Annotated in this window: 12 protein-coding genes; 9 read left to right on the forward strand and 3 right to left on the reverse strand. The window is 44.9% G+C overall.

All coding sequences use genetic code 11. The features are described from left to right. Positions 1 to 36: 36 nt before the first annotated feature. Complete coding sequence (locus J5X92_RS07455) at positions 37 to 639, reverse strand: TIGR04211 family SH3 domain-containing protein (protein WP_126873166.1); 603 nt, start codon at positions 637 to 639, stop codon at positions 37 to 39. A 177-nt stretch (positions 640 to 816) separates the two neighbouring features. Between J5X92_RS07455 and J5X92_RS07460 the strand changes: the two genes are divergently transcribed. Continuing rightward, positions 817 to 2,322 carry a CYTH domain-containing protein gene (locus J5X92_RS07460; RefSeq protein ID WP_126873167.1) on the forward strand — a complete coding sequence of 502 codons (1,506 nt, stop codon included), beginning with the start codon at positions 817 to 819 and terminating at the stop codon, positions 2,320 to 2,322. A gap of 36 nt (positions 2,323 to 2,358) precedes the next feature. Beyond that, positions 2,359 to 3,444 (forward strand): DNA mismatch repair protein, encoded by a 1,086-nt coding sequence (locus J5X92_RS07465; RefSeq protein ID WP_208805250.1) that lies wholly within the window; start codon positions 2,359 to 2,361, stop codon positions 3,442 to 3,444. 37 nt (positions 3,445 to 3,481) lie between these two features. Here J5X92_RS07465 and mutH read toward each other — a convergent pair whose 3' ends face one another. Continuing rightward, positions 3,482 to 4,156, reverse strand: a complete 675-nt coding sequence (gene mutH, locus J5X92_RS07470) for a DNA mismatch repair endonuclease MutH (RefSeq protein WP_013785517.1) — start codon at positions 4,154 to 4,156, stop codon at positions 3,482 to 3,484. A 116-nt stretch (positions 4,157 to 4,272) separates the two neighbouring features. On the opposite strand from mutH, the gene rppH reads away from it, so the two are divergent. The 7 genes from rppH to J5X92_RS07505 are packed head-to-tail and all read left to right on the forward strand — an operon-like array spanning position 4,273 to position 11,677. Continuing rightward, positions 4,273 to 4,815 (forward strand): RNA pyrophosphohydrolase, encoded by a 543-nt coding sequence (gene rppH, locus J5X92_RS07475; protein WP_041453052.1) that lies wholly within the window; start codon positions 4,273 to 4,275, stop codon positions 4,813 to 4,815. A gap of 56 nt (positions 4,816 to 4,871) precedes the next feature. Then, positions 4,872 to 7,163: a phosphoenolpyruvate--protein phosphotransferase gene (gene ptsP / locus J5X92_RS07480; protein WP_041452591.1), complete on the forward strand. Its 2,292-nt coding sequence runs from the start codon at positions 4,872 to 4,874 to the stop codon at positions 7,161 to 7,163. A gap of 59 nt (positions 7,164 to 7,222) precedes the next feature. Continuing rightward, a complete protein-coding gene (locus J5X92_RS07485) occupies positions 7,223 to 8,029 on the forward strand; it encodes a sulfite exporter TauE/SafE family protein (protein ID WP_057794086.1) in 807 nt (268 codons plus the stop codon). Positions 8,030 to 8,033: 4 nt separating this feature from the next. Beyond that, complete coding sequence (lgt, locus tag J5X92_RS07490) at positions 8,034 to 8,837, forward strand: prolipoprotein diacylglyceryl transferase (protein ID WP_013785513.1); 804 nt, start codon at positions 8,034 to 8,036, stop codon at positions 8,835 to 8,837. Between the two features lie 12 nt (positions 8,838 to 8,849). After that, positions 8,850 to 9,683 carry a thymidylate synthase gene (locus J5X92_RS07495; RefSeq protein WP_013785512.1) on the forward strand — a complete coding sequence of 278 codons (834 nt, stop codon included), beginning with the start codon at positions 8,850 to 8,852 and terminating at the stop codon, positions 9,681 to 9,683. Between the two features lie 9 nt (positions 9,684 to 9,692). Continuing rightward, positions 9,693 to 10,718, forward strand: a complete 1,026-nt coding sequence (locus J5X92_RS07500) for a response regulator (RefSeq protein ID WP_208805251.1) — start codon at positions 9,693 to 9,695, stop codon at positions 10,716 to 10,718. Then, positions 10,718 to 11,677, forward strand: coding sequence for a sensor domain-containing diguanylate cyclase (locus tag J5X92_RS07505; RefSeq protein ID WP_013785510.1), 960 nt, complete (start codon positions 10,718 to 10,720; stop codon positions 11,675 to 11,677). The genes J5X92_RS07500 and J5X92_RS07505 overlap by 1 nt, the downstream gene beginning before the upstream one ends. A gap of 83 nt (positions 11,678 to 11,760) precedes the next feature. On the opposite strand, the gene J5X92_RS07510 is transcribed toward J5X92_RS07505, so the two are convergent. After that, positions 11,761 to 13,947, reverse strand: coding sequence for a response regulator (locus J5X92_RS07510; protein WP_208805252.1), 2,187 nt, complete (start codon positions 13,945 to 13,947; stop codon positions 11,761 to 11,763). Between the last annotated feature and the right edge of the window lie 139 nt (positions 13,948 to 14,086).

Raw genomic sequence — 14,086 nt, forward strand, 5'->3', positions numbered from 1 at the left:
GACAATTTTGCCTTGTCGATAGAGCAGTACAGGTAATTACATCCATTCTTTACTGCGATTACGCTTTTTCGGCATATAAGTCAGAAGTACGCCTAATAAAATACCTGCGCCGGCAACAATACCGCCACGGGTGAACCAGGTGACCAGTTCATCTTTATCAGCGCTTTCTACTTGAGCACTTAAGCGTTTAATATCGTTGCTTTGTTGTTCAGTATCCGTTGTGAGTTGCGTAATTTGCTGGCGCGCATCATTAAGCTGCTGGCGCAGGTTTGCATTCTCACGTTGGGTAGTTTGTAAGCTGGTTTGGCTTTGTGCTAACTGCTCACTTAGCATAGGTAGTTTTTCAGCTTGTGACATCTCTGTAGTCACATACTTTGATTCAATCCACCCCTTACGACCTTCATCATCGGTCACTTGTGTGAACTCTGCATCAGCATCACGGTCTAGCACAGTAATCGGTGTGCCTGCCTCTACAGACCCTAGAATACGGTAGTTTCGGCCTGGGCCCGTGTGTAAAAAGATAAATAAATCATCGCGAATATAGTGCGACGACGACGCTTCTAGCGTATCGCTCTCTTGAAGAGCCAGCGCTTGGCAAGAGCATGCAAAAAGGGCAACTGCTAACCACTTTCGAATCATAGGTAGTCCAAATACTCGTCTAAAACATGGAGATGGTATTGGTTGACCGCGATAAAGGCAAGTTTGTTCCACTTTTGTCTACTGGTTAATTTCATCGCAACCAGTTAACAGTGTCATTGCGAATTAGTTTGGACACAGGTAAGGTTGCATCATTATCACGTGTGCCACTGCGCAAATATGTCTGAAATTGAACTAAAATTTGTTACTCAAGATGGTGCGCATCAAGCTTTTAAAGACCGCGTACTCCCTCTTTTTGAAAAAAATAATATTACCCTCATTTCCCACACCGAACTTCGGCTTGAAAACGATTACTACGATACGGTAAATCACGATTTTCAAGAAAGTAAGATGGGTTTTCGTGTGCGCGGCAATAATGGCAGCTACGAGCAAACCTTAAAAACCAATGGGAAAGTCAGTGGTGGGTTACATCAACGTGCAGAATACAACATTGACCTTGATGCACCTGAACCCGACTTAACCCTGTTTGATACTTCAGTGTGGCCTTCTAGCTGGAATATTCCCAGCATGAACAGCAAATTGGAAAAGCAATTTAGTACCCACTTTACTCGCCATGCTTATATTGTAGAGGTAGAGAAGAGTCGCGTAGAGGTAGTGCTTGATTGCGGTGAGGCGGCTACCGATAAAGCCAGCTCGCCCATTAATGAAATTGAGCTAGAATTGCAAAGTGGAGACCTAGACAGCCTCTTTATATTGGCAACGCACATAAATAGTTGTATGGATGTCAGGCTAAGCGACGTGTCTAAAGCGGCGCAAGGGTATCAGCTACTGCATGGCTTTAACGCCAAAGTAAAACCCTTGCCAGACTTTTTGCCGCTAAATCCAAAATCGTCTACCGAAGAAGCCTTTTCAAGCGCACTTCAATTGGCTTTAGCCCATTGGCAGCACCATGAGCATGTATTTATTGAAAGTGGCTCTATTAAAACCTTAGCTGAAGTGGCCAAGAGCGTGCGCTTGCTGTTACAAAGTGTGTCTTTGTATTTACCTGTTTTACAGTGCCCAGAAATGCTTGCGTTGCATAAAAAGCTTATTGCTTACGCACAGCAATGGGCCTGGCAAGATGACTTGCAAAGCTTACGGTATTTATTGTCTAAAAAGAGCCTGTTCCACAAAACCTTAAGCAAACACCCGGCTATTGTCAGTTATTTGCAGGGACGTAAAGCAGGGCTGCTGCATGCACATGACCCAGCCAGTTTATTTTTCGACAGCATGGCTACCGATATTAAGCTGAAAGCTATCGACTTAATTAACGCAAAACCATGGCGTAGAGAAGCTACAGGGTACGATTTGCTGGTATTAGATCATGCCAAAGGGTGGTTATCTCAGGGGTGGCAAACGGTGCAGCAAAGTATGCCAGCCAATAAAACCATGGGCCCCGCCAACTATACGTTGGTAGAAGTTGTGCTTCGACAAACCTTGTGGAGCGGTTTTTTACTTGGGGATTTGTTTTTAGAAGAGCGGGGTAACTTCAGAGCACCTTGGTTAGATTTGTTAACCGGCATAGAGGAGCTTAATGCGTTACTTATGCTTCGCCAAGCGGTACAAGACTCCGAATTAGAGACACAAGATGAACTTAGTAAGTGGACAAGCAGTAAGCTGACCGTGCTCGTGAAAGTCATGGAGCGAACCCGCGCTGTGGCGTTAGAACGAGATATTTACTGGTAATGACACTAGGTAAATCGTGAACAAGGATGTAGTAAGGTGAAAGCAGATATGGTGTATGACTACGCCCTTTATGCGGCGCTGTTCTTCTATTTTATTGTGGTAATAAGATTTGTGTATTATCGCCACCGTATATTTCAGAGCCCCTGGCTAGCTGCGGCTATTCTGAGCTGGCCCATTTTCATGCTAGATGAATGGATGCGGTTGTGGCAGTTAACCCAACTGGCGCCCCTTTATGGGCTGTCAGACGTCTTTGCGGTGCTACTGATGACATGTAGCTATAGAATGGTAAAGCCCATGCTTTTGGCTTATCCGTCTAAACGTTCTCGATTGTGGGTGCCTTTTTGGGTAATGGCCGTGCTGCAACTAACTATTTTGCTTATTCCCACTGAAGACAAGCTATTGTGGTTAGAAGCCTCCCCAAGTGGCGAGCCATTAATGTTATGGCCAGCTTACTTAGCTTCGTTAACTACAGGGTTCTGCGTGTTGCTCATTGGTATTCTCATCATTGAACACATTCAAATGTATCATAGGCATTTACCCGAACAGGCGGTTGACGTTCAAGAGTTTCGCGTACCAAGACTTGCCAGCGTCATGGCAAATACGGTTGTTGTGGCGTTTGCCAGTATTTTGCTGGTGACTGCTGCCACCTTTGGCTTTTTTGCAGTGCCTTTTTGGGAAAGCCTACATCATACGGCCCTTGGCGTTTCTCTGCTCGTGGTGCTATTCAGCCTTACTTTTCCTAGGGTAACGTCACCGTCGCCTTTAGATTACGAGCGGCTGGATGAAGGTGCAGTAAAGCCAGCCGAAGTGCGAGCGGTCATTGGTCAAGCTAAGCGCACCATGATTGATGGTAAAAACTACAAGAAGCTGGGGCTAACATTGAAAGACTTTAGCGATGAGGCAGGAGTCGATCCCACCACCTTGGCGATTGCCTTGCACTTAGAGCTTAAGAAAAACTTTCGCGGTTTTGTGTACCAGTACCGGCTGGACTACGCCAAAAATGTACTGCTGCGAAGTGATGCCAAAATAGCAAAAGTGGCGAAACGCTTAGGTCTTAATTCTGAAAAGTTTTTAGGCGATGTGTTAGTGAAATACCTGCGCAATAGCCAAGAACCACACTAGTTCAGTAGGCTTTGTTTATTTAATCTACAAAGCCATGCTAGCTAAACGCATTATAAAGCACCTGCTGGGTAAAGGTTTTACGCAAGTAGAACCCACGAGGGCGCGTTTTTATTCGCTCGCCTTGCGGACCTAAAGCATCAGTTAATACTTTGCCGCTAGCAGCCTTAGGGCGAAGGTGCAACGCCTCGCCTTGTCGAGAAGTGATTGATTCTACATGCCCCGTCAGTATTTGCTCTGTAAGCTCTTCCCAGTCTTGTTTTAACATCGCATCTTCTAGTGCACTCGGCTGCCAATAAAACGCACTGGCGACTCTGCGCTGCGCCAATGGTATGCGCCTGTCTCCCTCAATAGGTAACCACAGCACTTGTTGAATTTTATTGCGTACACTGCTTGTTTCCCACGTTAACCCTGGCTGCATCAATAAGGGGGCGTAGCAAACATAGGTGGTTTCAAGAGGCATAAAATTGGCATCGATGGGAATAGTTTTAAGTTCAATACCCAGCTCTGGGAAGTCTTGCTGAGGTTTAGAGCCGGCACTGGCCCCTAGCCAACGTTCAATTAACATGCCTGGCCAACCTTTATGACGCTGTAAGTTTTCTGGTATGGCAACGTCAGCCATATGGGCTAATTCTCCCAAGGTTAAGCCCGCAATGGCGTCACAGCGCGCTAATAACGTGGTTGAATTTTCAGGTGGAGACTCGGGTGGACGCATAGTTCAGCTCAGTAATTTTCTATAAGGAAAGCATGAATTTCGATTAATGCTTTGAATGGTGTATATATTATGGAAGAATGCAGAGATATAAAAGTATAGTGTGCCCGGGAGTCTATGTGATAGATGCCGATGGATTCCGTGCGAATGTGGGCATAGTGATTTGCAACAAAATGGGTCAAATATTTTGGGCAAGGCGTTATGGTCAACATTCATGGCAGTTCCCTCAAGGCGGAATTGATGAAGGGGAATCTGCCGAACAAGCTATGTACCGCGAGCTGCACGAAGAAGTGGGACTGACGCCGAAAGATGTCACCATTTTAAGTGTTACACGTAACTGGCTTAGATATAAGCTTCCTAAGCGATTAATTCGTCAGGGAAGTAATCCGGTCTGTATAGGCCAAAAACAAAAGTGGTTCCTGCTGCAGCTTGACTGTAATGAGCGGGACGTGAATGTATTGAAAACAGGGCACCCAGAATTTGATGATTGGCGTTGGGTGAGCTATTGGTATCCAATTAGAAATGTCGTGTCGTTCAAGCGAGACGTCTACCGTCGGGTTATGAAGGAGTTTTCCCCTGTTGTAATGGCTGCTCAACAGCGTCCACAACAGCGCCATAATACGTCGTCGCAAAAGCGCGGTAAAAAGCGTAGACGAGGCTAGGCGAACGAGCAAAGTATAGGGAGTAGCGATTGGACACTCAGGGTCACAAAGGCGCAATGTTAACCACGCTTAAACGTATCGTGCAGGAAATGAATCAAATTCCTGCGCTAGATACTGCCTTGTTTCGTCTGGCATCTCGCGTTAAACAAACGCTGGATGTAGACTCATGCTCTATTTATCTTGCCGATTACGAGAAACAAACCTTTATTCTAAAGGCTACCGACGGTCTGCACCCTGATGCAGTAGAGCAAGTTCATATAGGCTTTTCTGAAGGCTTAATTGGCTTAGTCGGTCAGCGTGAAGAACCGCTTAACATTGTTAACGCCCAGCATCATCCTCGATTCAAACACTACCCTGAAGTTAAAGAAGAAAATTACAACGCATTTTTGGGTACGCCCATTATTCACCAGCGTAAAGTGTTAGGCGTCATTACCCTACAGCAAAGTGAAATGCGCCGTTTCAGTGAAGACGAAGAAGCATTCTTAGTCACCCTCGCTGCCCAGCTAGCGCTTGAAATTACCAATGCTGACATGCGCGGCGCACTAAACAATACCGCCAATGTAAACAGTATTGCACTGCAAAAAAATGTCTCTGGTATTGCGGGTTCGCCCGGCTTAGCAATTGGTAAAGGCTTCTCACCAGATAAGTCACTTAATTTAAAAAACTGGGTTGTTAAACGCAGTAAAAATCCAAACGACGAAATCCAAACCTACCGCAAAGGCGTGGAAGTCACGCGCCAACACGTGGATGGATTATCGAAAAGTTTAGATGACGATATTCCTGATGACGTTAAATCCATATTTCAGCTTTATCACCATTTACTTGATGCCAATAGCTTAGGCCGCGAGGTAGAAGAGAAAATCAGGCAAGGTTGGGATGCTGCGTCGTCACTTAAAATGGTGGTCGAAAATTACGCCGCACGTTTTCGCGCGATGGACGACCCTTACATGCAAGAGCGTGCCATCGATATCGTCGACCTTTCCGATCGTATTTTGGCGAATATTCTTACCGAAGGCCAAGGGCAAAAGCTGGTAGAAAAACTCGCCACCGAAGATAGTATTTTGGTGGCCGATGAAGTATCGGCAACCATGCTGGCTGAGTTCCCAAGAGAAAAGCTCAAAGGCATTATCTCTATACGGGGGTCAAACAACTCTCATGCCGCTATTTTAGCAAGGGCAATGGGTGTGCCTGCGGTGATGGGGTGTCAGAATGTGTCTCCTGCACTGCTTGAGGGTAAAGAGCTTTTACTCGATGGTTATGCAGGTGAGGTAATTGTTTCCCCAGAGCGGAACATCAAAACTGAATTTATTCAGCTTATTGAAGAAGAGTCGGCAATAACCGAGCGCATAGACGCCGAAGCCGGGCAGCCTTGTGAAAGCGTAGATGGCTGTCGCATGTCGCTATACATCAATGCGGGTTTGTCTGCTGAAGCCGAGCTTAATGCTGGGCATATTGGCTCGGGTATTGGTCTGTACCGTACTGAAATTCCCTTTATGCTACGGGAGCGTTTTCCTTCTGAGCAAGAGCAAGTTGAGCTTTATCGCCAAATCTTAGAGTCGGCACCCGATTTACCGATTACCATGCGTACCCTTGATGTGGGAGGAGACAAACCCCTTCCTTATTTCCCCATCAATGAAGAGAACCCGTTCTTAGGGTGGCGGGGCATACGGTTAACACTCGATCACCCCGAGATATTCTTGGTACAAGTACGGGCCATGCTAAGAGCCAGTATTGGGCTTAAAAACCTACGCATTATGTTACCAATGATATCCACGGTGGCAGAAGTGCAAGAAGCCAAGCGCTTAGTTAACCAAGCCTACTTTGAGATATGTGACGAGGTTTGTGAGTCGGGTGAAGTACTTCAGCGGCCTAAGTTAGGTATCATGTTAGAAGTACCCTCGGTATTGTATCAACTGCCGCAGCTTGCGAAACACGTAGATTTCTTCTCGGTGGGCAGTAACGACTTAACGCAATACTTGTTGGCGGTAGATAGAAACAACACTCGTGTGGCGGGGCTGTACAACAGCTACCATCCTGCGGTATTGGCTGCACTCTACGACATTGTGCAGCAATCAAACGAGAACCAAATCCCTGTTACCATTTGCGGCGAGATTGCCGGTGAACCGGCAGGTGCTATTTTATTAATGGGCATGGGGTATCGTCGTTTAAGTATGAATGCGTTCAATATTCGAAAAATTAATTGGCTTATTCGTAAGGTTTCGCTGGCGGAAAGCAAACAGCTTCTTTCTCTCGCGTTAACGTCGCAAAGCCATGAACAAGTATTCGGACATTTAAACGAATATTTAGAAACAAAAGGCTTAGGTGGGTTAATACGGGCAGGTGCGTAAAATAGGCATGGCGCTAGCAGTGTAAATGCTAGTTTCTGCTGTGTGATAAAGGATTTTGTATGGAACCGTTAACCATCATTTTTGTGAGCTGCTTAGTCCTTGGCGTGGTCGTCGGGTTATTAGCAGGAATGTTAGGTATAGGTGGTGGTCTTATCATCGTTCCTGTACTCTCCTACTTACTGATTCACTTTGCTGGTATGACCGTTGAGACCGTGATGCCGGTGGCCATAGCTACCTCACTTTCTACCATCATTTTTACGGGCATGTCGTCTGCGTTCGCACACTATCGCTTAGGTAATATCCATAAACCAACGGTGCTTTATACTGGGTTTGGTATAGCAATAGGTGCTATCTTAGGGGCGCAAATTGCCAGTCATATTTCCGGTGCGCTATTAAAAGACATCTTTGCGGTTTTGGTTATTATTATTGCCGCACAAATGATATTTGGTAAGCAGAAAACATCAGACAGCGAAGCATCGCCATGGGTGCTAAGTTGCGTGGGTAGCGGCACAGGTTTAATTAGCGCACTGATGGGTATTGGTGGTGGCGCCTTGTTAGTACCAGCTTTAGTGTGGTTCAGAATTAACATAAGATTGGCGATTGGCTGCGCGGCATTTAGTGGCTTGCTAATCGCAGTATTTGGCACCGCTAGTTTTGTTGCTGCGGGCTGGCAGCAAGCAGGTATGCCACAGTGGAGTTTAGGTTACGTATATTTGCCCGCCACAGCAGGTATTGTCACCACATCAATATTTACCGCAGGTATCGGCGCTAAGCTGGGCCAGCGGGTAAATACTCGAGTTTTAAAAGCAATGCTAGCGTGTTTGTTAGTGTTGGTAAGTATCAAAATGTTTGTAGGAATTAATTAAGCGTATGGCTGAAAGCAGTTATTTGGTTTTTCCCAGTATAGACCCTATTATTTTTAGCCTCGGGCCATTAAGTGTCCGTTGGTACGGCATGATGTACCTCGTTGGTTTTATTGCCGCGTATTTGTTAGCGCAGAAGCGTTTGTCGCGCACTGAATGGACGCGAGATCAACTTAGCGACTTATTGTTCTGGAGCTTTGTTGGTGTGATTTTAGGTGGTCGTATTGGCTATGTGTTCTTCTATCAGTTTGGCATGTTTCTAGAAAACCCCCTCTACCTGTTTAAAATATGGGCCGGTGGTATGTCGTTCCATGGCGGGCTTGTTGGCGTATTAGTGGCGTTAATGTGGCAAGCTAAGCGAATGAAAGCCACCTTCTTGCAATTAGGCGATTTCGTCGCACCACTAGTTCCCATTGGTTTAGGCGCAGGACGCATCGGAAACTTCCTTAACGCTGAATTATGGGGCCGTACCACTGATGTGCCTTGGGCTATCATTTTCCCAAACGCCGGTAATGTGCCTCGCCATCCTTCCCAGTTATATGAATTTGCCTTGGAAGGCGTATTATTGTTTGTTATTTTGTGGCTTTATTCTGCCAAACCTCGACCGGTTGGCGCGGTAAGTGGTGTCTTTTTACTTGGTTATGGGAGTTTCCGTTTTATCGTGGAATACTTTAGAGAGCCAGATGCTCACATTGGTTTATACCAAATGGGGCTTAGCCAAGGGCAGCTATTATGTTTACCTATGATTGCATTAGGCATAGGGCTAATAGTGCGCGCCTACACCCGCCAACAGCAACAAACTAAACAATAAATAAGAAGAAAGATGAAAGAATATCTCGCATTGATGCGCCATGTACGTGATACAGGTGTAAAAAAGGAAGACCGCACTGGAACCGGCACGTTAAGTGTATTTGGCTATCAAATGCGGTTTGACTTACAACAAGGCTTTCCGTTAGTTACCACTAAAAAATGCCACCTCAAATCTATTATTCACGAACTGCTATGGTTCTTGAAAGGCGAAAGTAATATCGCTTATTTGAAAGAGAATGGCGTGAGCATTTGGGATGGTTGGGCAACAGAAGAGGGTGAACTAGGCCCTGTTTACGGTAAGCAGTGGCGCAGTTGGGACAATGGCGATGGCACCACTATCGATCAGATAGCTGATGTGATTGAACAAATTAAAACCAACCCAGATTCTCGCCGTCTTATTGTCAGTGCATGGAATCCGTCTGTCTTGCCAGATACGCAATATTCGCCACGTGAAAATGCGAGTATGGGTAAGCAAGCATTGCCACCGTGTCATACTATGTTTCAATTCTATGTGCTTGATGGCAAATTGAGCTGTCAGCTATATCAACGCAGCGGTGATATTTTCTTAGGTATTCCTTTCAATATTGCTAGCTATGCTTTACTTACCATGATGATCGCCCAAGTGTGTGACCTTGAGCCAGGTGATTTCATCCTGACCTTAGGTGATGCGCATTTATATAGTAATCATCTAGAGCAAGTTGACCTGCAGTTAAGCCGAGAGCCTTTCGCGCCGCCCGTTATGGAATTAAACAAAAGCGTGAAAGACATTTTTGATTTTTCATTTGAGGACTTTACGCTTAAAGGCTATCATTCTCATCCCCATATCAAAGCACCCGTCGCAATATAAGGAGGTTTTGTGTCTACACCTATTCTTATATGTGATGATTCAGGTTTTGCACGACGCCAAATGGCACGCAGTATCCCAGATAGTTGGGAGGTTGAGATTTCATTTGCCGGTAATGGACAAGAAGCCCTTGAGGTTATCCGTGCTGGTAAAGGTGATGTGGTCTTTCTTGACTTGAATATGCCTGTTATGGATGGCTATGAAACCATGGAGGCCATTCGTAAGGAAGACTTACCTTGCTTGGTTATCGTGGTATCAGGAGACGTACAAGCGCAAGCGCGAGAACGAATGCTAGCCTTAGGTGCCATCGATTTCATTCGTAAACCAATTGATAACGAAAAGCTCACCAATATTTTATCCTCCTACGGCATTTATAGTGGTGTTTCTACTGCAGTACAGCGAGAAGCCGTTGCAAGAGACACCGATGCATCGTCATTGGAAGACAAGCTAGATGCGTACCGTGAAATGGTGAATATTGCTATGGGGCGAGCCGGTGAAAGCCTAGCGCAGCTTATGGGCGAGTTTGTCGACCTGCCTATTCCCAATGTCAATTTGCTAGAAAGTAATGAACTGTCGATGGCCATAGCCGAGATAAATCGCAACGACTGTGTGTCGGCAGTATCGAAAGGTTTTGTCAGTGCGGGAATTCGCGGTGAAGCGCTGGTTATTTTCAATGATATTAACTCACAAAACATTGTTGAGTTATTAAAATACGATGCCCATCAATCTACTGGCAGCCTAGAGCTTGAAGCGTTAATGGATGTGTCGAACATTTTAATCGGCGCATGCCTAAATGGACTGTCTGAACAATTAAACGTGTCGTTTAGCCATACGCTTCCTGTATTGCTCGGTCGTCATCAGGGGCTAGCTGCGTTAATAAACGACAATGTTAAGAAGTGGGGCAAAGTCATGGCAATCGAGATTGGTTACGCTATTAAAGCCAGAGATATTGCATTCGACTTGTTACTGCTGTTTCCCGATGAAGCGATGAACCATATTTATGGTCGTTTAGTGGATGTAGACAAGGAAGCTTCATAATGATTTCACTCACCCAAAACGGAAATTTGCCTGCTGAACTGCTCGACTCTATCGAAGTAGGTATTGTCGTGTTAGATAGAGATTTCAATGTAGAGGAGTGGAATAAATTCATGGAAAACCACTCTTCCATTCCACCGCACGATATTAAAGGCACCTCGTTGTTTAACCATTTTTCAGAAATAGATGAAAAATGGTTAAGGCTTAAATCAGGTCCGGTCTTCAACTTAAAAAGTCCTGTATTTATTATTTGGGAACAGCGCCAATATTTATTTAAATTTGGCGGCAATAGGCCCATTACTTGCCAAGCCAGTTACATGTATCAGAACGTGACCATGTTTCCCTTAATTTCTGAAACCGGTGAGGTTGAGAGGTTCTGTATCGTAGTTTATGACGTAACAGACCAAGCACTCAGCAAAATTGGTATGGAAAGGCTGAATGAAGAGCTGAAAACAGCCAGTCGAATTGATGGCTTAACAGGGCTATTTAATCGTCGATACTGGCAGGAGCGTTTTGAGCAATCTTATAAGTTAGCGAAGCGCCAAGATAAGGCGAGTACCGCAATGATGTTAGATATCGATCACTTTAAAAAAGTGAACGATACTTATGGTCACCAAGCTGGCGATAAAGTTATTCAAATGCTTTCTGCCCTTATTAAGCGCTGTGTCCGAGAAACCGATTTAGCTGGCCGTTATGGCGGCGAAGAATTTGCCGTTATTCTCACCGATTCCTCCGTTGAAAAAGCCGTCATAGTCGCTGAGCGTATTCGTCGTTTGGCCGAGCGTTTGGTGGTAGAGCATGATGGTGAAGAAATTACCTTTACAGTGAGTTTAGGCTTAGCTGAATTCGACCCTCACAGTAAAAGCTCTATGGCTTGGCTTGAGAAAGCCGATCAGGCGCTTTACGAAGCTAAAGAAAGTGGTCGAAACAAATACTGTATTAGCGCGCTGGCCGGAGCGTAACGCTGCTATTTACATCGTCGTTTTCGGTAGTATAAAACAGAGTTGGTGGTGCGCTTATTACACACCAACTCTGCGTCTACGCTCTATAACTTTAGCAGCGTCAATCCAAGCGTATTTTTCAATTCTTGAAAGGTTACAGGCTTGACCAAGTGGTAGCGAATACCTGCAAGCTCAGAGGCCTTTCTATCGTCTTTATGTGCGTTAGCCGTAATAGCAATTATAGGAATGTTCGGCTTCTTCTCTTTAATAATTTTTGCCACTTCTAAACCGCTTATATCAGGTAAATTAATATCTAACAAAATAGCGTCGTAAGGCTCTTCACGGGCCTGAATAATGGCGTCATTTCCATTAGTTACAGTCTTTGGCGAGTGGCCCATGCATATCAGCATGTTTTCTAGCATTTGTGCATTGATAAGTTCATCTTCTACCACCAGTATTTTGGCATGATTGACTGGCTGATAGGCAGACTTGTTCGGTTGCGCCAAATGGTGAAGGGTATCCACAATACGGTTCTTATCAACAGGTTTAACAAAAGACTGCCATACTTCAAGCTGGCTATTTGCAATCACATTGGCAATGTCCGGTGTTGCCGATAGCACCACAATGGGGGGCGTACGTTTTCCATAAATAGCATGAAGTGTTCGAGTAAGCTCTAAGCCATCGATACCCGGCATGTAAAGGTCAGCGAAAATGGCGGTGTATTGAAGTAACTCATCATGCAGACTTAGTAGGTCTGAACCTGAAGCAAAACAACGCGCGGAAAATCCTTCGCCCGTAATAATGTTTTGAATATGCAGTCGAGAAATTTCTAAATCATCAACGATAGCGAAGCGCGCATTGCTAGTGTTCGTTTTGGATGTTTCGATATCAGGTAAAGGCGTAATGGGAATAGTGGCAACAAACTCAGTGCCAATGCCTTCTTGGCTAGTAAAGGAAAGGCTGCCACCGAGTTGATTAATGCTTTTTTGTACCACGGTGAGCCCAATGCCAGCACCGGGAAACCGATGATCTAGCGGCTGTTCGCCACGGAAAAAGCGTTCAAAAATTTTAGGTTTTATGTCATCTGCAATACCAAGTCCTGAGTCTTTAACTTTTATGACTAAAAATATTTTTTTGTTTTTCACCAAAGTTGTGACATCTACGTGGATAATGCCATTGGGTGTAAACTTAACGGCATTGTCTAACGTGTTGCGGATGACTTTAGATAAGTTTGTGGCATCCCCTTCAATAAAGTGCGGTACGCTATGGTTGCAATGCATCGTGAATTCGACTTTTTTCCCTCTAACCTGAACGGAGTAAGGGGCAATGCATTCGTCGAGCAAGCTGATGAGGTCAACACGACCGATGTGTTTATCTTGTTCGCTGCCAATCGACAAGATATCCAGCAAGTTGTTGGTTAAATTCAATAGCCGATAGCATGATTGCTCAGCTTGTTGAATAAGCTTTCCTTGCTGCTGTTTCATGTTAGGAATAAGTTCTAGTGCAGTAATGATGGCACTAATTGGTCCTCTAAACTCGTGGCTCATTAAGTTTAGGAAGTCGCGCTTTTCATTCTCAAGTAAGGCTTCAGATTCTCGATATTTCGAAGAGATATGCGCTTCTTTCTTAAGTAGGCGAGTTCTATTTTGGTTGATTTTTGAGAAAACAAATAGCCACAGCGCCATAAGAGAAAGTGCTAACAAGGCGGTAATCACGAACAAGCTTACCTTGAGGTTCTGAGCACTGTGACTCAACCGATTCAAGGTGATTTGTTCTTGAAGCCGAATATCTCTAATGAGTGGCGAAAGCTGAAGCGGGGGGGATAGATAACCCGCTACTTCACTAGGGGGTAAACCAACAATAGTACGGAGCAAATAAAAAGTGACTTTCACCTGCTCGGGAAGTGAAAGTGAAGTGCTCATTTGTTGTTCGCTGATATAGGCATCTAAACTGAGTGCTTGGGTATTAAAGTCATCGAAATGCGCATCGTCAATTAAAAAAGCATGTTGAAAGTGATACTTTGCTTCAACGACAAGGGGCATTAATTCCCTCTGAATAGTGGCTATTTCATCTGAAGGTTGTGGCTTAGTAAGTGTCTCAATATGGTTTTCTATTTCAATGAGTGCATGATGCAGTGAGTTGCTCGCACTTAGCGATTGCGACAACGTATAGTGGGTGTGTAAAAAGTGGTATAGGTAGGCGAAAAAACACAATATAACTACGGCAAACCCTGTAGCGATGTATAAATTCCAATGCGTTGCTTCGTTAAACGGTACTTCATTCTTGCTCATAGCGACTCCATGCTACTACGCCTACTATTGGTCTTTTCTTGATTTTCTCTTAGACGTTACTAGCTTTCCACTTAGCCATAGGGCTTTCGCCAAACCCACTACTACTACGTTTTAATCGGCTACATTGAAGCCAAGTGAA

The organism is Alteromonas sp. K632G, from assembly GCF_017653625.1.
GTDB lineage: Bacteria > Pseudomonadota > Gammaproteobacteria > Enterobacterales > Alteromonadaceae > Alteromonas > Alteromonas naphthalenivorans.